The sequence below is a fragment of the Glaciecola sp. 1036 genome (genome assembly GCF_050306235.1).
Classification (GTDB): Bacteria; Pseudomonadota; Gammaproteobacteria; order Enterobacterales; family Alteromonadaceae; genus Glaciecola.
This window is the reverse complement of sequence record NZ_JBLWFH010000002.1, coordinates 396,019-415,732: the sequence shown is the minus strand read 5'-3', so window position 1 is coordinate 415,732 and position 19,714 is coordinate 396,019. Positions and strand designations below refer to the sequence as shown.

Below are 19,714 nucleotides of genomic sequence, written 5' to 3'. Positions count from 1 at the left end.
CATGTGCTAATTAAGCGTAGGGAAACGTAATGCATTATTCAATAACATTTTGGCTCTCTGTGGTGCTAGGAACCATTTTTATAGCCTCTGCTCTTTGGGTTTTCTTTAAGAAAAGACCTCCAATACTTTCTCCGAATACTGTTCGTGGTTATTTACTTTTTTATTTCTGTGCCCTAACGCTATTTGCTGTGGATCGCATTGTCTTAAAGCCTTCTACATTTACCGATATATCGCCAACAACCATAAATAGAATTTTTACATTGTTGGTTATTTTCTTATTGGTGATATTCATAAAGCGCTTTGTCACTTCCACTTATTATGTATTGCACTTTGTAGACGAAAAGGCGGTTTTAAATGCTATTTATTCCTCGGTGCCTGAGAATCAAATTCATTACGATAAAAAGCAATCCCGAATCAGCTTTATCGATAGCCCTGGTGCTATTTCAATCTCGAGCTCGACTGCTAATGGTAGAGTTGTACTAAAACCTGACAATCAAGTAAGTCCAAGTTATTTATCTACTTTGATCCAAAGCGTTGACCAATATTTTAAAACCAATCCTCCTGTTGTTAATTATTATCAGGTGGCGTTTTGCTTGTTTGTAGGCTTTGGCCTTTATTATTTAGGGTTTGTTGTGCTCAGATATTAAAATAATGAACTACGGCTCCATTGTTAGTTCGGTTTTAAGTTGTATATGTATGTCGAGAACACAGCCTCTTACTGACTGTATTCTCTTAACAAACGAATGCCATATATACCACCAGCAGTTGAACCAGGGTTAGCTTCGAACTTGATGACCAATGATTTTTGAGATTGTAAATTTTCGGGAATAGGATAATCAACTGAATAAAATTCCGCTTGTTCATTGGGGACTGGAAGGGCAACTTTGGCAATTTCGGTATCATTTAGAAGAATACTAAAATGACGCCAAACATCCTTTCGAGAATAGGTAATACGTACACTTTTGGCATCACCTGCTTGGTTGTCTAGAACATATGAGAACCATCCTTGAGCGGCGCGCCAATGTCTTCCTTCGTTCACGCCAGCGCGTGTATTTTCGCCAGCAAAATTGTGCTCAACTTCCGGTTGTTGTTGCCCCGGAGTGATTTGATCAATTGTTATAGATTCAATTGCTTGCTCAAACGCCGCTTTTTGTTTTGCTTGTGCAATAAAATTATCATATCCCTGTGGAGATTGCTGGGGCCAATACACTTGATAACGACTATCATGCAAACGGAAAAACGGCACCAAAATCGGCTGCTTATTATCTAAGAAACTTTGTGCAACAACTGCATTCCTAGAATCCGTTTGGAATACTAACTGTTCACTTGATGTACGGGTTAGTGATTGTATAAATTTTTCAGGTTCGTCCAACATCACTGGAATAGCTTCTGGAGGACAAACAGCCCCTACAGCCACGTGATCCATTCGCCCATCCCCGGAAATCAGGTTTAATGTTTCCTCTGCAAACGCAGCTATTGGTGTTGCTAACACCACAGGTCCATAAGTGATGGAATAATAATCTTGGCCATCAGGCAATTGTTCAACTATCAATTGGGCATTTAATGAAAAAGTAATCTTGTCACCATTCAGCCATTCTCGCTGCAAGCTTAGGTAACCTTGTTTTTTAATGCCTTGGGCTCTATTGCCATTTATAGAGACTGCAAAGTCACCTTGAATCCATTCAGGTACTCGTAAATTCAAAGTAAAACGTCCGAGCTTTTCGTCATTTTTCGCGTTCACCGTTAAGGTCACGTTTTGCTTATCTGGAAACGCCGTCTGCATCTCTAATTTTAGGTTTTTATCTTCCCAAGTAAGCAGTGATCCCATAAACAAATTGACCCATAGTGCCTGATCATTATGGGTGTAAATCAACTCAGCGTACTTACTGTGATTTTCAATACCCGAGCCGACACAACACCACATAGAATCATGTACTGAAGAATATTTTCTGAAATGCCCAGGACGCATTGAGGTGAAATAAACCAAACCGCCATGGTCTGGATGTTGAGATGAAAGAATATGGTTGTAAGTCGCTTTTTCGTAATAATCCAGATACCTAGTGTCTCCGGTATGCAGGAAAAGGGCTTTGCTCAATTTAAGCATATTGTAGGTATTGCAGGTTTCAGGCCCCTCAATATCATCTATCATGGCAGTAAAGTTATCTGCATCGTGAAAATGCTCTTTTACACTGTTGCCACCAATGGAAACCGACCGCTTTTGGGTTACGTTTTCCCAGAAATACTTCGCAGCTGCGACCCAAGCTTCGTCTTGATTCATGCCCGCAATTTGCATAATTCCGACAACTTTAGGAATCTGCGTATTAGCATGTAATCCAGTTAGTTCATCTTTTTGTGCCATCAAAGGTTGTAAGATTCTCTGGTGGGTAAACTTTTCTGCCAAATGTAAAAATCGAGAATCGTCATACAGCGCGGCCATTTTGGCGAAAACATCATTTAAACCACCATGCTCTGAATGCAACATTTGCTGAATTTGTTCATCGGAAAGCTTTTGAGTTACCTCTAACATCCATTCGCCCAAATCAAATAACATGCTTTTTGCTAAGTCATTTTTCCCAATCACATGGGCATCATAAAGACCGTGGTAAATTTTATCGATGTTATAAAGTGGTACCCAGCGATTATTTAAACTAAATGAACCTGCCGATATATTACCCTCGCGTATTTGTGCCCATATTTCTTTACCATTGGGGATGCCACCTAAATACCCCTTGTTGGCCTTTTGCGCTTGGTACAATTGCCCCACCATATAATCAAGGCGTTCTTTTATGCTTTGTTCTCCGCTTGCAGCCCAAGCTAAACTCAAAGCGGTTAAATAGTGTCCACCGATATGGCCGTCTAAACCTGAACTTTCCCAGTTGCCATAGGCTGGCGCTTTAGCTTCAATTCCAGCTTCCTTTAAATAGGGCGCTAATAAGCGGTCCGGAGACATTGCTAATAGGTATTCGATATTGGTCTGTTGGGCGTGTGCAAAAGGCCCTTCTGTTAAGGAAACCTGATGTAAGCTAAACAACCTTTGCTGCTCGTCAATCTGTACTAAAGCTTCATTATTCGATGTTGAGTCTGACGACTTAGTGTTGCAACCCGTCACTCCAATTACAATGGTCAGCAGCGCTGTTACCAATATAGAAAATTTCATATTCTGCCTTTGCTCTTAGCGCCTAATCTTCTCCGGGTTTACCGAAAATTGGCATGCCATTGTCATCCCAACGCAGTTTTTTAATAAAGGTATGTCGATCAGGGTTCCATAAGGGATCGCCTTCTATTTCGGTATACTGACGACAGTGATAGACCAGAATGTCATTACCATCTTCATCTTGGGTGAAACTGTTATGACCGGGCCCAAACATGCTTAAAGGCTCATTGGTCAAAAATACCGGAGACTGCTCTTTGGTCCAAGAATTGGGATCTAAGAGGTCACTGTCGAGGGATGCATGAAGCAGTCCCATGGCATAATTTTCATCAGTGGCGCTGGCTGAATAAGTTAAAAAAATCTTACCATTACGTTTGAGAACATTAGGCCCCTCATTCACCCAAAATCCAACTATCTCCCAAGGTAATTCAGGAATGGTTAAGCGCGCTATTTCACCTGTAATTTGTGTTGGGCTGGCCATTTTAGACAAATACAAGTTAGAGTTACCTCGGATTCCTGGTTCTTTTTGCGCCCAGCAATAATAGAGTTCGTCGTTGTGGTAAAAAGTTGTGGCATCTAAGCAGAAGGTATCCCAAGGGGTTTCAATCTGTCCGCAGAAGGTCCATTCACCAGTTAATGGATTATCGTCTTTGCAGCTAATGGCGTACATACGATGTTGAAATAAATCATATTTGATTTCACGACTCGGTGCTGCAGCAAAATACACGTACCAAGCCCCTTCATTAAAATGAATCTCAGGCGCCCAAATTAGGTCACTGTAAGGACCGGTATCTGGTTTAGTCCAGACCATCACAGTTTCTGCGTCTGCCAAACCTTGTAAACTGGTCGCTCGTCTTAATTCAATGCCGTCATAAGCCGGTACGGAAGCAGTGAAGTAGTAAAAGCCATCCGTATGTTTATGTACATAAGGATCTGCTCTTTGAGGAATTAAAGGTTTTGGAATATCTGTCATATTGTTACCTATTTAATATAAGGGTTATTCAGGCAAACGCTGTTGCGACACCATATTGGTGTAATAACCGTCGGTAATTTTGTATTTAAATAAAACAAAGCCCAGCAATGCATGAAACACCCCAGGAATTATGGTTAGCATTAGTGCTAAACCTGTTAGTGTAAAATCACTTTGTGCGACATTGGGTTGGTATTGATAAAATTCGAGCAATAAACCGCCGGTTAAACCTGCTAATCCACCACCGGCTTTCTGGCAAAAAGAGATGCCGCCAAAAGACAATCCTGAGGCGCGCACTTTGTCTTTGATTTCTCCGTAGTCAACCGCTTCAGCGATGGCCGACCAAAATACGGGAGCATGTAAATCAACTACAAAAGATAATAATATGTAGAGAATAAAAGCTAACATAATATCCCCAGGTTGCACCGCAAAGTACATAGCAACTGAGATAAATAACACAGCAATTTGGGAGTATCTAAACAGCTTTATTTTGCAATAGCGCTTGGTGATCCAAGTACTGGCCACCATAGATACGATTGAGGCTGCAATGCCTGCACTGGTGAAAGTCCCAGCGAGATCAGGAGCACCCAGGTAATAAGTAGCATAATACATAGCAACACTGCCACGAATTGCATAACCTAAAGTACCAAGCACACAAGCTATGCATAACAACACCCACTGATCGTTTTTAAGCAGTACTTTAAGTTGCTTTAAAATATTCTCTTGTTCACCTGAATGCGTGATTCTCTCTTTGGTGGTGAAAAAGCAGAATAAGAAAAGTCCAACCGCGCAAACCGACACTAAAATCATCGCCAGCTGATAACCCGAAGCTATGCTGCCATTACCCCAATTATTAGCTAATAGAGGCACAGAAAACACAATAACCACATTGGCAATTTTAGCGAAAAACATTCGATAACCATTGGCGGATAAACGTTCTTTTGGATCGGCGGTTAGCACACCAATGTAAGAAATATAAGGAATTGCCACCCCGGTAAACATCAAGGTCGCAAACAAATAGGTCACATATGCCCACACCAGCTTCATGTTGTAATCAAAATCCGGTGTGGTAAATAGCAAGACAACAGACAAACCATATGGAACCGACAAAAATAGGAACCAGTGACGAAATTGTCCCCATCGAGTTCGCACCTTGTCAGTGATAATTCCCATTAAGGGATCTGTAAAGGCATCTACAAATCGTGCAACAAGAAATAAAATGCCCATATCTACCGGTTTTAGGCCATACACATCCGTGTAGAAAAACGACATAAAGTAAAACAATGCCGCCACCATGACATTTACTGCCATATCTCCAGCGCCAAAACCCACTTTTTCTACCGTCGATAATTTTTGTGATTGCATACTTCTAATTCCGATATAAAGACATAAACCACCAACCTCTCGTGGTCAGTAACCTTGCTTATAAAAGCCTGTTAATTGGGCTCGCGTAAGTGAAACACTTGGCAATCTGTGCCTAAATCTGGCTGTTGCGCTACATTTGTTCCTTCTGCTAATCCGCAATTGGCAAGTCCCATTGCTTGACGGATATAGCGATTCATCAACATGACGCCGCCGCCATCTACCGGACGAATACGCCATTGAGCGGTTTTTTCTGAACAGGACGTCAACGCCAAATTCGCACCGGGTACTACGGCATTGTCCTCAACCCCGACACAGGCTTCGCTGTCTTGGCTTGGTTTTAACGCCATGAATCCGGTATCAGTAGGAGAAAAAACCCACTTTTGGCAGGCCGCATAGGTATAAGCTTGTTGTTCGATATTATTGCCAATGTGATCTTCACAACTTTCTATAGATAGGGTTTTGCCACTTTGTTGACTGACCAACGCCACCTCACCTACAGGTTGTAATCGCCATTGATCACAAGCCGCATCGCCTTGCAACACCGCTTGATTTTCCCCAGCGGAACAACCTGCCACAGCTAAAGGTTTTTGTGTTTCGCGGTTAACGATAGTGACATGACCGTCTTGTCCTGGAGCTACCTTCCATTGCTGGCAATCATTATTGCGCCAAGCGGCGGTTTGAGCTTGTGCATTATTTGCATCGCTACAACCAGTGATTTCTAAAAATTTGCTGTCTTCTCTGTTTGCCAACCTTACGAATCCGCTGTCGGTTGCATCCAGCACCCATTGACCATTAGTGCCTGTACAAGCACGTTGAATAGCACGGTTGCTCTGAGGATCAGGGGAAGTGTCTAAGCAAAGTTCGCTGGTTGCATTGACCAGATGATAACGTTGACCTTGCACGCGAGTAACTAATGGACCATCTTCACCAGAAGGAGGGGCTACAACAACACCTGGTGTTAGGGGTTTGCCAAAAATAGGTGTGCCATCCTCATTCCAAGTAAACTTTTGTGCTCGAAGGGAACGAGTAGCGCTACAACCGTGCTCAACCGAATCATTACCATGATATACAAGCCAATCTTCGGTGCCATCTGGCGAGGTAAAGAAGCCGTTATGGCCCGGTCCAAACACAGTTTCTGTTCTTTCAAACACCGGCTGTTTAAACTTTTTCCAATGATCAGCATTCATGGGATCTTCGCCTACAAGTTCAAGCAATCCGAGCTTATAGTCTGGCGTATTACAGAAACTACCTGAATAGGTCATAAAAGTTCTGCCGTTGTGCTGCAAAATTTCAGCACCTTCGGTTACTTTGCGACCGCTGATTTCCCAATCGAGTTCAGGACGAGTAATAATGGTATGTTCAACATCCGCTTTTAAGGTCCAAGGATTTTCCATTTCGGCAATAATATTTAATTGCTCATCCCCTTGCCATTGAGAGTAAATGACATATAAAGCATCATCGGTTTGTAAGTAATTACCATCAATATTCCATACGTCGGGCATAAGGGCACCCTTGTATTCGTATGGCCCCATGGGATCGTCACCAACGCTTTCTAATACGTTTAAGTGTTGATGATCTAAAGTACCATCTTGACCTGCGGTATACATCATATACCAGCGAAAACCGTTGGGACCTTTTAGACGATGAAACTCAAACGCCCAAAAATTACAACAGCGCTCGGGGTCAGTAGAAGACCAGACATTCACCGGTGTTGCGGTTGCCAAACCAGCAAGGGTTGGCGATTTTCGCATTACTAATTGGCTGGTCCAAGTGGTGGTGGTTAAATAATAATTTCCATCCCAATATTCTAACCAAGGATCAGCGCCATTAGGGAACAAAGGATTAGTAAACTCACCTCTTTTAAGTTCCTGTGGGAGTTGTTCATTTGGTGTCGCATCCGCTTCTGAAATGGAAGCCTGTTGTTTTGAAGTACCGCCACAAGCGACAAGCACAAATAACACACAACTAAGACTTACTATTCGTAAAGGTGATAGCATCATGAATAACCCCTTTTGATTAAATTTACAGGCTAATAGTGACTAATTATTTAGTGCCGAATGTGTAGACAATCCTTGTTGAATAAAGCTCTCCAGGCATTAAGGTTGTCGACGGAAACTCGGACTGATTGGGAGAATCTGGATTATGCTGAGGCTCTAAACAAAAACCGCTTCTAAACTCATGGGCAGTTCCGTTTGATTGGGTACTTCCGTCTAAGAAGTTTCCTGAATAAAACTGTACAGCAGGTTCTTCGGTAAGTACTTCAAGTGTTCGGCCTGTTGATGGCTCATATACCTTGGCTGCAGTGACGAGTGTATCGTTAGCTTCACTTTTCAACACATAGTTGTGATCATAGCCTTTACCCAATCTAAGTTGCGCATCATCGGCTTCAATATCTTTACCTATGGCTTTAAATTCAGTGAAATCAAAAGGAGTACCTTTAACAGAGGCTAGCTCACCGGTTGGAATTAAGCCTGGACCTACAGGGGTAATTTGCTGAGCAGGAATCTGTAATTGATGATCAAGTATTGAACCCTGACCTTTCAAGTTGAAGTAAGTATGTTGGGTAAGATTCACCAAAGTGGCTTTATCTGTGGTGGCTCTAAATTGCATATCTAATTCTTGATTCGCGTTGAGGCTATAAACCACCTCCACCTCAAGCTCACCAGGGTAACCCTGATCACCGTCTGGACTCGTCAAGGTTAGGGTAACACCTGCGCTGTTTTCAGTGACAAAAGGCGCCACATTCCAGACTTTTTTATCAAAGCCTTGGACGCCGCCATGTAAATGATTGTCACCGTCGTTTTTAGCTAATTGATACTCGGTGCCTAACAATGTGAAGTTGCCATTGGCGATACGATTGCCATAACGTCCAATAATAGCACCGAAATATGGATTCATTTCGACATAGTCTTCTAAAGAATCTAAACCAAGTACAATATTACCTGAGTTGCCTTTAGCATCTGGCGTCGTTAGTCGTGTGATGATACCACCATAGCTAATAACATCGGCTTCCACACCCTTACCATTATTAAGGGTGACTTTAACAACCGGAGTGCCATCTTCTAGAGTACCGTAAGGAGATAATTTTACCGTCGGCGAATTAGTCATTGCATGTCCTGAATGTGAATCAGCCCAAACTGGGCTTGAAAAAACTAAAAGACTCAATACTGCGCACAAAGCAGTTTTAAGTGAATTCAAAGGTTTATTGTACACTAGCGGCATTGAAAGGTTGGCTTCAGAAATCGTCATTATGTTAACCTTTTTTTAACTTTTAAATATATTTTTATATTATAATTTAAGTTTAGAAACGCAAGCTCTTTTATAAATATTTAACAATTTGGTTAAATATTCGTTTATGTATTAAGCTTGAATTTCACCATTGACGACCAAAATACAATCCATTCCAGCACGCTGTGCTGCCTCTTGTCCTATTTTAGTGTCTTCGAACACCACACATTTATGCGCGGAAACACCAATTTCTTCTGCTACTCGCAAAAAGGTTTCCGGCGCTGGCTTGCCATTAGTGACATCGGTTGCAGTTACTAACGCATCGATCCGTTCTAACAAACCATGTTGATTTAACAAATGTTCTGCATGGGGCCTTTCCGCACCTGTACCTATTCCAATTCGCATGCTTGGGCGATAGTGATTAAACACCTCTATTGTGGATGCAATCAGTTCAGGTTTATGCTGCATATCTAGCCAGTGCTGGCGCTTAGTTTTAGCGACTTCATCTGGATCATAAGACATTTGATGCTTCTCATTTAGCAATACCACTGTGTTGCGTGTTGGCACTCCGCCTAAACCGTGCATGTAGGCTTCATCAAACGGATAACCATATTGCTGGCAAGTCTTTTCCCATGCCTTAATATGAGCTCCCATTGAATCTATTAATGTACCGTCCATATCGAACACTATGCCTTGATAGGCACTTAAATCTATCATTCCTAATCCTATTTTCGTGATGAAGATGATTCATCACCTTGGTGAGTCAACTGCGAGTAAAACTCTATTATACACACAGAGACTCAACCTTTAAGGTACAAAGGTACAGCTAGACGCCTTGCTTAAGATAATAATAAGCGGCATTTTGACGAAGTTCTGATTTTAAACCTCGAATAGTAGTGTCAGCATCTATAATAATGGTCTCTACACCTGCCATTTCAGCAAAATCGACTACCATATCTGTGGTAACCGCTTGACTATAAGCAGAATGGTGCGCGCCACCCGCATGGATCCATGCAGCTGATGCTACAGATAAGTTTGGTTTAGGTTCCCACAAAGCAGAAGCAACTGGAAGATTTGGTAAATCTGCAGGTGGTGCAACAGTCTCGACTTCATTTATAATTAATCGGAATCTGTTACCTAAATCAATGGGAGATACCGTAATTGATGGACCAGCCGCCGCGGTAAACAATAATCGACCAACGTCACATTTGACACCTATGGTATGTTTATGGACTTCAAGACGCGGTTTAGCCGACGCAATAGATGGGCAAACTTCTAACATGTGAGCGCCTAATACTTGGTCTACCTTGCCCATGTTATAGGTGTAGTCTTCCATAAATGAACAACCGCCTTTACGACCTTCACCCATGACTTTTAGAATACGTACCATGGACGCGGTCTTCCAGTCGCCTTCGCCGCCGTATCCATAACCTTTTGACATCAAACGTTGGGTAGCTAAACCGGGTAAGCCAGTTAGTCCTGATAGATTTTCAAAACAATTAGTAAAAGCTTTAAACCCTCCGTCGTCTAGAAAACGTTGCATGCCTAATTCTAAACGGGCTTCATTTTTGATCATTTCAACATGATAGTCTTGTTTCCAAGTGTCATCTGAAATCACATAATCTTGCTGATAAGCTTCTATTTGCTGATCAATATCAGCGTCTGTAACTTGATTTACCACTTCGGCCAAATCAGCCACGCTGTATGCATGCACTTCGTATCCAAACTGAATTTGAGCCGCTACTTTATCACCTTCAGTTACTGCAACTTGGCGCATATTATCGCCAAAACGCGCGACTTTAAGAGAACGGCTTTCTGCCCAGCCCAGTGCTGCACGACACCAATCATCGATTTGTCCATGTACTTCTGGTAATTCCCAATGTCCAGCAACGACTTTGCGTTCTTGGCGCATACGAGTACCGATGAATCCAAACTCTCTATCACCATGGGCACTTTGGTGAGTATTCATATAATTCATATTAATGTCAGCCCAAGGCAGCGCCGCATTAAACTGTGTATGTAAATGAAGCCAAGGTTTTTGAAGCGCGTTTAATCCACCAATCCACATTTTCGCTGGTGAAAAAGTGTGCATCCAAAGTATCAAACCAACACACTTGCTATCACTGTTCGCTTGCTGGCAAACAGTGTAAATTTCTTCAGGTGATTTTACTGTGGGTTTACACACCAGTTTTACTGGTAAATTTGCGACTTTATTTAAGCCATTCACCATGGCTTCGCTGTTATTGGCTACTGTGGCAAGTACTTTAGGCCCATATAAATCTTGTGAGCCGGTAACGAACCATACTTCTTTTACCTCAGTCGTCATAATTTATTTCCTCTTAATTACTGCTGGTGCAGCACTATTTTGACTGTCCGTAATAGGCATTTTTGCCATGCTTACGTAAATAATGTTTATCCAAAATGGACTGCTTTAGCGGTGCTGCATTTGGATCTAATGTTTTTGTTAAATAAGCCATACGAGCAATTTCTTCTAACAAGGCAGCGTGGTAAACAGACTGCGCTGCGTCTTTGCCCCATGTAAATGGCGCATGCCCAGCAACTATCACCATAGGCGCTGCCATAGGATCTCGTTCAGCATATGCGTCGGTGATTTGAACACCGGTTTCTTCTTCGTAATCGCCGTTAACTTGTTGGTCAGTTAAATCCCTTGTACAGGTAATTTCACCATGCACATAATCCGCATGTGTAGTACCTAAACAGGGAATGCTTTGACGCGCTTGCGCCCATGCGGTTGCATAGGTTGAATGGGTATGAGTCACGCCGCCGATAGCATCAAAATGGCGATATAAATGTGTGTGAGTTTTGGTGTCAGAAGACGGCCGCATGTTCCCTTCGACGATATTATTGTCGAGGTCGACAATAACAATGTCTTCTGGCTTCATTTGGTCATAGGATACGCCGCTGGGTTTGATCCCAATGACGCCTTTTTCACGATCAATTTGCGACACATTACCAAAGGTGTAGATCACTAGATTACGTCGCTCAAGTTCCATGTTAGCTTCATAAACCTGACGTTTTAATTCGGTGAAACTCATGCTTTTTCTCCACTGACAAAGGCACCTAGGGTTTGGTATTTTGCATATAACGCGTTGTATAATTGGGCCCGTTCAGGATTTGGCATGTATTGTTTGCATACAGGCGACGCCATGGCTGCTTGTGCTTGCGCCACTGATTTATGATACCCAGCAGCCACTGATGCCATAATGGCAGCACCTAGTGCGCAGCTTTGCTCACTTTCAAGCACGTCAATTGGGCAATTCCAAATATCAGCACATGTTTGCATTACATAATCAGATTTTTTGGAAATTCCACCGATGACAACCACAGAATTAATGGCGACACCTTCTTGTTCAAAGCGTTCGGTAATGGCGCGAGAGCCAAATGCCGTGGCTTCAACCAATGCTTTAAACAAGTGAGGAGCTTCTGCCCCCATCTTTATGCCCATTAATGCCATGCTTACTGTCTGATCGGCATCAGGAGTGCGTCGACCATTGACCCAGTCTAGTGCTGTAATGTCAGAGGTTTTGACCGGTAACTCAGACGCCGCTTTAGATAAATTAGCTAAAATATTGTCTTCTAAGGTAGACAAAAGTGCTTGTTGAGAGTCGTCACTAGCATCTAATAATTGTCGTGTTGGCCATAGGACAACATTTTTAAACCAAGCATATAAATCACCAAACGCAGATTGTCCCGCCTCAAGTCCGATCATGCCAGGAATCACAGAACCGTCCACTTGACCACAGATGCCTTTCACACAGGTGTCGCCTAACTCTTGTGGTGAAGTGACAGTGATGTCACAAGTGGATGTCCCCATTACTTTGGTTAGTACGCCTGATTTCACATTGGCAGCTACCGCTCCCATATGACAATCAAAAGCTCCATACCCCACAGCAATACCCTTAGGTAAACCTAATTTATCAGCCCATTCTGAGGTTAAGTGACCCGCAACTTGATCACTGGTTTTGGTTGAGGCATTTAAGGTATCAACCACTCCATCAAGCAAAGGATCGATTTTGGTGAAAAATTCATTGGGTGGGAAGCCTCCCCAGCTTTCGTGCCACATTACTTTATGCCCGGTAGCACATCTTCCTAGCGTGAGATGTTTGGGATGCGTGGTACCGCACATCAAAGCAGTCATCCAATCACAATGTTCAACCCAACTATAAGTAGCAGCCTTTACATTTGCGTCCTGTCTGAACACTTTAAGAGCTTTTGCCCAAAACCATTCAGAGGAATAAATACCGCCCATGTAAGCAAGATAATTAACATCATTTTGATTGGCGGCTTTGGTAATTTCAGCAGCTTCAGCAATTGCGGTGTGGTCTTTCCAAAGCACAAACATGGCATTTGGATTATCTGAAAAGGCCTCCGTTAGGGCCAGAGGTGTCCCCTCTTCATTAATTGCCACCGGCGTAGAGCCTGTGGTATCAAAACTCATTCCAATTACATTTTCAGCAGTCCCAGCAGGCACCTTTTGCCATAAGGCGTTGACTACCTCAACCAAACTTTCTATGTAATCGAGAGGATGTTGGCGATATTGATCAATATCAGGCGCGCAATATAGTCCTTGAGTCCATCTTGGATAATTGACCATATGGCTTGCAAGCTCTTCACCAGAACTAACATCAACTAAGAGTGCGCGGACTGAGTCTGACCCATAATCAAGGCCAAGAGTATACTGTGGCATAAACACCTTTAAAATCTTGCGTTCAAATGATCAACCAAACAGTTAATCAAAATTAATTGTATGATAATAGCAATATTTAAATAAATGTAAAGATGTTATGAAAATAATTCTATCATCTTGAGGTGTTTTCTTAAAACCAAAAAGCTTTATATTTAAGGTACTTGTAATTACTTTTATTAGTCTTGTCGTTATTATTTTCTAGAATGAAAAAGACCTATTGAAAAAGGGAACGAGTACTTTTTATCCTGAACAAGCTGTGACACTGGCTAAAATTTTGACTGATTGCAGATGAATACGCGACAGATCGGTTTACTATTATAGTATAAATAATTGCGCAGATTGTGGGTGTGCTAAAAGCAGCAACTGAAATGCGTTACTGCTTTAATTGATTAACTTACAGGTACTGGGCGTGAAACCTTAGATGATCTTCAATGTAGGTCGCAATGAAGAAATAACTATGATCATGCCCTTGTTGATAGCGGATGTTGGCATCGGTGGGTACCACTGCTTCAAGGGGTTTAGTTAACTTCTGACTATCTAAGAAGTTATCTTTGTCTCCTTGATCTACCAACAAAGGTAAATCAAATTTAGTAGATCCGCTTTTCAGCAGTTCTGTGGCGTCATAGGCTAACCATTGTTGCTGATCGCTACCCAAATATGCCCCTAACGCTTTTTCTCCCCAAGGACACTGCGAAGGATTTGCAATAGGCGCAAATGCACTGACAGAGGTAAATAATTGTGGATTTTTGATAGCAAAGATCAAAGCTCCGTGGCCACCCATGGAATGTCCAGAAATGGCTATTTTATTGCCTTTGGCATAGTGGGTCTGAATAATCTCCATCAACTCTTGGGTAATATAAGAATACATTTTAAAATGCGCATCCCAAGGCGATTGGGTTGCATCGACATAAAAACCTGCACCCTGACCTAAATCATAGGCGGCGTCATCGGCGACCTCCTCACCGCGAGGGCTTGTGTCTGGACAAACAATGGTAATACCCAATTCAGACGCGACTCGCTGTGCCCCTGCTTTAGTGACAAAATTTTGATCAGTACAGGTTAGTCCACTTAGCCACAATAAAACCTTCCCATTGTCGTAATTAGGATCAGGCTGATAAACACTGAACTGCATGTCGCAATTTAGACAGTCGGACTTATGTTTAAACTGGTATTGCGTACCTTCAAAGCAGCGTACTGCACTTAATTGTTCGAGAGAATCGCTCATTTTAGATAATTGACCTTATTCGATTGTTCACATGTTGATATTACAATTATATTTTTCCAACATATTTTTTAAATTTAAGCTTAACAGTTATAGTGGAAAATACCCCGACTGGTTTACTCTCAGCAAAGATATTTTGCCGTACAATTCAAATTATTGGATAACGGCTAAATGTGGCAGAATCGCCGCTTTTAATTCTGGTAATTTAGCTTCTAATTGTTCATTTACAGCGTCAAACCAATGATGGCTAGAGATAAAGAAGCTCAAACTATCTGAAGGAGGCAAATCTTCAATTCTCAGTGGTAAAATCGGCATATTAAGCGTAACACTCTGCTCTATTTCCCTTAGCACATAGCGTGATTCATTAGCGGGACCAGAGAAGATTAGCACTGTTACCTTACTGCCCTTGATTCCCTGCATGATAGCTTGTGACCACAAATCACCAACGGGAATGTCTCTAGGTGCCATCCAACAACGAATCCCTTGAGACTCAAGATAATGGCAAACCGCTTTAGTGGTTAAATGATCTTTACTGCTATGACTGAGGAAAACATCCCATTTACCTTGAGAAGATACCGCTTGGGGCATTATCGACTGCTCTGTAATTTCAGGTGAAGGTACAGAAAGCGTTAAGGCATTAGACAATTGTTGAGTGCTGATAAGTTGACTGGCTTCTTGTGCAATCGAAAGAGATTCAAAGGCACGAGCAAGCAGTCCCGAGATGAATTGGTCAGCCACTTCATCATTTTGGGCTAGCGCTACATTGGGATAACCAAATTTTGCGTTCTCGTCGGCAAAATATTCTTCGACTAGATCACCGATATATTGAATACCTTGTTCTGTACTACAAGCAAAATATTCTTCACCAATCCAATGGGCTTTTTGAGCTCTAGCTGCAAATCGTCGTTGCTGTTGGACTAACTTTGCAGGAATACCCGGTGATTCTTCAAGTTGCACTATTGATTTTCGAATAAATCGATTCACTTCATTGCTATCAGTCATTAATCCGAAGTTTAATTGGTAGCAAAAATCCACCTGACTCATGGTCAAGCTGGTGACAATTTCCTCAAGATTTGTCAGTAACACATAGTCTGTCACTAACTCAACTTTGCCAGCTATATATACTTGATTAGGGACCATTGCCATATGGGTAAATTCTTGAGCAAATTGCTCATCGAACCCAACTCTGTCAGTAAAAACCTTTTCCACAAGCGCTTGTCTTTCAAGCAAATTAATAAGCTCAAAAGCCTGCGCTTGATTACCTTTAAACGCAATTCGAATGGTGCGATTAATCTTGCCTTTTTTCACATCTAAACGTAGAGATAAACTCGACTCTTGCAATCGATGTAACTGAGATTCTAACCAAAGCAACAATTGCTTAGACTGGGATTCATCTGCACTACCTATGCAAGCGCCAATCTGCACTAAATCAAAACTATCGAATTCATAAACTGCGCAATACGACATAATTAGCTCCTACGAAGGAATCCTTTTCTACCTGATTTAGCCTTAGAATCCCCCTCTCTAAGCACTGATCGGCGGTCACTGCGCTGAATTTGAAAATCAAATTCTTGATCAATATTCTTTTCTTTTTTCAATCTGCGGACAACACGCGTTAAACAAGCATGCACCCACTCAATAAGAAAGTTAGCATCGGAGATGTCATATTCATTTAAAGCTTCTAACGAGCGTTGCACATCTTTGTATTCGACCTTAACTTCATTAGTTGCATCATAACCAACACCTGTACTTTGCTCATCCCACACCCCTAAGTTTAAATAGGCTTCCCAATCCACATACAAGTCATTGCCATAGCTATGCACTTCAATAAAGGCGATAGCGCGTCGAAAATTAACAACAATTTGCGTACGGTTTGCTTTACCCGTATTCGCCAAATATGACACTTCTTCGTATTCAATTAATGCATCTGGATGTTTGCCGTCGACGAGTTCTTGAAATACATCAGTGCGCACTTGTTTTGCGAGCTCTCCAAGATCAATAATCACACTTTGCCAAGAATCCATTCGCACTAAATTTCTCGGATTTTGCGGTGGGCGGCCTATAGCTTCAACACGTACCGGCGCAAAGATTAATTTAATAAGTGGAATACTACAGGCCAGTATTGTCACCACACCTAAACCAGGGTGAATGGCCAATCCAAATGCGCCTATCATTGGTAAAAAACCAAAAACCGCGACTAAAGTGGCGCCAGGACGTTTTTTGACTTTATTTTTATCGAATATGATGCCGTGACGCTTATAGTTACTTTTACGTAACTTTTGACTAGGGGCAGAGATAAAACTTATAAGATCATAGGCAGAGGTTTCGTTAAATTCAGTGATTCTTTTAAGCGTTCTCTTTTTACCACCTGAAGTCGCTTTAATTTCTACCACAATGGGATACCGAAAGGATGGTTTTGCGATAATGTCTATTTGCGCTTCCCCACGATGCTGGCGAGAAGAATCCTTGTCGCTGGTTTTCCACAATCGAATTAGCACCCTAGTGTTATATTCATAAGGGGCCGACTTAGTCACTTCCCCCTTAATTCTCAGTTTGACTAAAGCATCATTGAGCAACATATATATTTGATCGCGATAATCTTCCACCTTTTGGAACAAAGACTCTTTGTTCACGTCTAACCGTGGGCAAGCATCTATTATTTCATGCATATTTTGGTTATCCACTGTTTGTTCACTCATCTCAAGTTCCTTTGCTAAAAATTATCGCACTGTAAATATGAACTATCACTTGGTAATGGCGTGGTTTTGCCAAAATAGTCATAGTTTTGGTGCCATACGTTGAACTGTAATTGATCCACAGGATCGTTAAATATCTCGCCATGGCGTAACCAACTCATAGCGATACTAGGTGAAAATTCCGTTTCGGATTTACATTCTTTGGCGCATACCCAGCGAATATCGTCTTGGTTATGCATCACACCATCAGGCCCTGCTGAGCGCAGTTCATAGGATTCATTGGTTAGCCAATGAAAGATAAATTTGTTATCCCAAAAATCCGTTTCAATCACTCTATAGGTCGAATCGGGATAATATTCTTTGATAAATTCATTTAAAAACCCTAACTCTGTTTCATCATCTTCAATATAGAAATCATTGTTGTAGTATGCTGAAATAGCGGTTCTAAGTGTATTGTCTAGTAACTCTTCTGTTGCGACTATTATTTGGTAACTTCGTACGCTAAGTTGACTTTTACCTTGGACCACACTGCTGTAGCCCATATTCTCCTGAAACCCAGATTCGTGATTGGCTAAAATACTGTTGTACAACCAGAAGAGTATCGAAAAGACTATGGTGATGATTAATTTGTAAGAACCTATCCAATCCGCTGTTTTAAATTTATCTAAGCTAAACTTACCAGCACCAAAGATGATCAAGAGGACATTAGCAAATGCAAATATCATCAAAGTGTCGAAATCTTTTTCCAACAAATCGAATCCTTGGGAATATAGTCCGTCAATCACCAAAGCTTGCAATAAGCAGGTAATTACCAACACGCCTGCAGCCAATCGAGTAAATCTTCCCAAAAGAAGAAAAAAGCATGCAATCAATTCGATAGCAGCCACAGAAACAGTGACCATTGAAACATCGCACATCGCGCTATTTTGGAAAAAACTTAATGTTCGCCCAACTTCCAAAATAAACACGAAAGAAACTACAATGCCAAGCCTGAGAAAAAACAAGCTTGTGGAAGATATAACCCATAAAGTATGGCGGATATTTAACTTAGATTTGTGACTTGGCGCTTCATCTAAATAGGAATACTCATCTTCATAATGCTCATAATCTGACTCTGAATTTTCTAGCCAATCTTCGACCTTGCCCCGCACCCTAGTCAGTAGCGTAAATAAAATGAACCCGCAGAAAATCAGTAAACTGAACGCCCCTCCCGACGAGATCAAGTCATCAAACGGCGATAGCATCAAATCGAACAACGAATACAATGATGATGATATGGCAAGAACCACCGCCAACCGTTTAACACTGTCCAAATTTACCACTACTATATAGGTTGCTAATCCAAAGAAGAGCAAGTAAGACGCAGTGTGCAGTGGGATTAATAACCACCCCATAATTTGTAAGCCATTTCTATTTAAGCCACTAAAAATCGGTAAGTTAAATAGGAGCGAAATTAGGACCAGTAAAATAGGGGTTACCAGCAGGATCTTTTTAGCTCTAGCTAGACTTTGATTTGTATCTAACTTGCCAATCCAAGCCATGACAAAAACAACATAAACGATAGACAGAAAGCGTGCGATTTGCGGAGTACTAGAATTAAGTTCCCTGTTGCCTCCACCATAATACGACAAAAATATTATGGCGATGACTAAAGAATATAGGGCATACAGATGCCATAGTCTGAAGATAGATGTAGAAGGTGGTTTCGTAGTTTTCTCAGAGGGTGGCAATAAAAACAAAGCGAAAAACACCAAGGTTAGTGCAATAAGGATAATAGCGCCAAAGTCTTGCTCAGTTACTGTTGCTATATCAAACACTGCATAATAAACATAGCCTGAATATTCGTTAACAATAAGCGATACAAATACAATGACCAGCAAATGTTTGGGGGAATGCTTTGCGTTGAGATGTAAAAATAAACTAGTAGCAAGCGCTATAATCGCAACCTTAGTTGCGTATGTTAAACCTATTAAAAGATTTCCCGAGAATTCAAATAAAACGTCATAAAATCCCAGCGTATTAGTAACGATTAATAACTCAAAAAACAGTAGCAAACCTGCCGCGATAAATCTTATGCGATTGTTTTTAAAAGCGACAACAATGAATACCGTCAGAAGTATTCCAAGCGCAAGCCCAGATGCCCTTGCTTGATAGAGGTCTAGGTAATCGTTAAAAGTTTCACGATAGGCTTCAATAACATTGAAAGAAAAATGAAAGTTACCGGTTTGCGCCACTGCAAGAATGAATATGAGCAGTAAGAAAAACAAATTCCGTATTGTTAGAACCTTATCCTGCATGTGCGAGCGAGTACGACTTTTTATTGTTGTAGATTGATACTAATTTATATCCTCACAAAAGTAAAAATTTGAGTGGA

The 19,714-nt window shown here is 41.5% G+C and carries 14 protein-coding genes; 1 reads left to right on the top strand and 13 read right to left on the bottom strand.

Going from position 1 to position 19,714, the window contains the following annotated elements; translation table 11 throughout:
* Positions 1 to 29: 29 nt before the first annotated feature.
* Positions 30 to 647 (top strand): hypothetical protein, encoded by a 618-nt coding sequence (locus ACNKW3_RS04445; RefSeq protein WP_427398060.1) that lies wholly within the window; start codon positions 30 to 32, stop codon positions 645 to 647.
* 68 nt (positions 648 to 715) lie between these two features.
* Here ACNKW3_RS04445 and ACNKW3_RS04440 read toward each other — a convergent pair whose 3' ends face one another.
* From ACNKW3_RS04440 to ACNKW3_RS04380, 13 genes are all read right to left on the bottom strand, one after another.
* Positions 716 to 3,157, bottom strand: a complete 2,442-nt coding sequence (locus ACNKW3_RS04440; RefSeq protein ID WP_427398059.1) for a beta-L-arabinofuranosidase domain-containing protein — start codon at positions 3,155 to 3,157, stop codon at positions 716 to 718.
* 22 nt (positions 3,158 to 3,179) lie between these two features.
* The gene (locus ACNKW3_RS04435) at positions 3,180 to 4,124 is read right to left on the bottom strand and encodes a glycoside hydrolase family 43 protein (RefSeq protein ID WP_427398058.1); all 945 of its coding nucleotides are present in this window, start codon (positions 4,122 to 4,124) and stop codon (positions 3,180 to 3,182) included.
* 24 nt (positions 4,125 to 4,148) lie between these two features.
* On the bottom strand, positions 4,149 to 5,486 hold the full coding sequence (locus ACNKW3_RS04430) for an MFS transporter (protein ID WP_427398057.1): 1,338 nt from the start codon (positions 5,484 to 5,486) through the stop codon (positions 4,149 to 4,151).
* Positions 5,487 to 5,557: 71 nt separating this feature from the next.
* Positions 5,558 to 7,486: a family 43 glycosylhydrolase gene (locus tag ACNKW3_RS04425; RefSeq protein ID WP_427398056.1), complete on the bottom strand. Its 1,929-nt coding sequence runs from the start codon at positions 7,484 to 7,486 to the stop codon at positions 5,558 to 5,560.
* Positions 7,487 to 7,529: 43 nt separating this feature from the next.
* Positions 7,530 to 8,735 (bottom strand): aldose epimerase family protein, encoded by a 1,206-nt coding sequence (locus tag ACNKW3_RS04420; protein ID WP_427398055.1) that lies wholly within the window; start codon positions 8,733 to 8,735, stop codon positions 7,530 to 7,532.
* A 111-nt stretch (positions 8,736 to 8,846) separates the two neighbouring features.
* Positions 8,847 to 9,431, bottom strand: coding sequence for an HAD family hydrolase (locus tag ACNKW3_RS04415; RefSeq protein ID WP_427398054.1), 585 nt, complete (start codon positions 9,429 to 9,431; stop codon positions 8,847 to 8,849).
* A 109-nt stretch (positions 9,432 to 9,540) separates the two neighbouring features.
* Positions 9,541 to 11,040 (bottom strand): L-arabinose isomerase, encoded by a 1,500-nt coding sequence (araA, locus tag ACNKW3_RS04410; protein WP_427398053.1) that lies wholly within the window; start codon positions 11,038 to 11,040, stop codon positions 9,541 to 9,543.
* Between the two features lie 34 nt (positions 11,041 to 11,074).
* Entirely contained in the window at positions 11,075 to 11,770 is a 696-nt protein-coding gene (locus ACNKW3_RS04405) for an L-ribulose-5-phosphate 4-epimerase (RefSeq protein WP_427398052.1), read from the bottom strand.
* Positions 11,767 to 13,422, bottom strand: coding sequence for a ribulokinase (locus tag ACNKW3_RS04400; protein WP_427398051.1), 1,656 nt, complete (start codon positions 13,420 to 13,422; stop codon positions 11,767 to 11,769). Before ACNKW3_RS04400 ends, ACNKW3_RS04405 begins: the two co-directional genes overlap by 4 nt.
* Before the next feature lie 394 nt (positions 13,423 to 13,816).
* Positions 13,817 to 14,647: an S-formylglutathione hydrolase gene (gene fghA, locus ACNKW3_RS04395; RefSeq protein ID WP_427398050.1), complete on the bottom strand. Its 831-nt coding sequence runs from the start codon at positions 14,645 to 14,647 to the stop codon at positions 13,817 to 13,819.
* Positions 14,648 to 14,797: 150 nt separating this feature from the next.
* Positions 14,798 to 16,111, bottom strand: a complete 1,314-nt coding sequence (locus ACNKW3_RS04390) for a toll/interleukin-1 receptor domain-containing protein (RefSeq protein WP_427398049.1) — start codon at positions 16,109 to 16,111, stop codon at positions 14,798 to 14,800.
* Between the two features lie 2 nt (positions 16,112 to 16,113).
* Entirely contained in the window at positions 16,114 to 17,343 is a 1,230-nt protein-coding gene (locus ACNKW3_RS04385; RefSeq protein WP_427398048.1) for a hypothetical protein, read from the bottom strand.
* A gap of 14 nt (positions 17,344 to 17,357) precedes the next feature.
* On the bottom strand, positions 17,358 to 19,637 hold the full coding sequence (locus ACNKW3_RS04380; RefSeq protein ID WP_427398047.1) for a DoxX family protein: 2,280 nt from the start codon (positions 19,635 to 19,637) through the stop codon (positions 17,358 to 17,360).
* Positions 19,638 to 19,714 lie beyond the last annotated feature (77 nt).

Bases quoted from the DNA above. Each gene is read 5' to 3' on its own strand.
- ACNKW3_RS04445 (WP_427398060.1), top strand. From the start codon at position 30: ATGCATTATTCAATAACATTTTGGCTCTCTGTGGTGCTAGGAACCATT.
- ACNKW3_RS04440 (WP_427398059.1), bottom strand. From the start codon at position 3,157: ATGAAATTTTCTATATTGGTAACAGCGCTGCTGACCATTGTAATTGGA.
- ACNKW3_RS04435 (WP_427398058.1), bottom strand. From the start codon at position 4,124: ATGACAGATATTCCAAAACCTTTAATTCCTCAAAGAGCAGATCCTTAT.
- ACNKW3_RS04430 (WP_427398057.1), bottom strand. From the start codon at position 5,486: ATGCAATCACAAAAATTATCGACGGTAGAAAAAGTGGGTTTTGGCGCT.
- ACNKW3_RS04425 (WP_427398056.1), bottom strand. From the start codon at position 7,486: ATGATGCTATCACCTTTACGAATAGTAAGTCTTAGTTGTGTGTTATTT.
- ACNKW3_RS04420 (WP_427398055.1), bottom strand. From the start codon at position 8,735: ATGACGATTTCTGAAGCCAACCTTTCAATGCCGCTAGTGTACAATAAA.
- ACNKW3_RS04415 (WP_427398054.1), bottom strand. From the start codon at position 9,431: ATGATAGATTTAAGTGCCTATCAAGGCATAGTGTTCGATATGGACGGT.
- araA (WP_427398053.1), bottom strand. From the start codon at position 11,040: ATGACGACTGAGGTAAAAGAAGTATGGTTCGTTACCGGCTCACAAGAT.
- ACNKW3_RS04405 (WP_427398052.1), bottom strand. From the start codon at position 11,770: ATGAGTTTCACCGAATTAAAACGTCAGGTTTATGAAGCTAACATGGAA.
- ACNKW3_RS04400 (WP_427398051.1), bottom strand. From the start codon at position 13,422: ATGCCACAGTATACTCTTGGCCTTGATTATGGGTCAGACTCAGTCCGC.
- fghA (WP_427398050.1), bottom strand. From the start codon at position 14,647: ATGAGCGATTCTCTCGAACAATTAAGTGCAGTACGCTGCTTTGAAGGT.
- ACNKW3_RS04390 (WP_427398049.1), bottom strand. From the start codon at position 16,111: ATGTCGTATTGCGCAGTTTATGAATTCGATAGTTTTGATTTAGTGCAG.
- ACNKW3_RS04385 (WP_427398048.1), bottom strand. From the start codon at position 17,343: ATGAGTGAACAAACAGTGGATAACCAAAATATGCATGAAATAATAGAT.
- ACNKW3_RS04380 (WP_427398047.1), bottom strand. From the start codon at position 19,637: ATGCAGGATAAGGTTCTAACAATACGGAATTTGTTTTTCTTACTGCTC.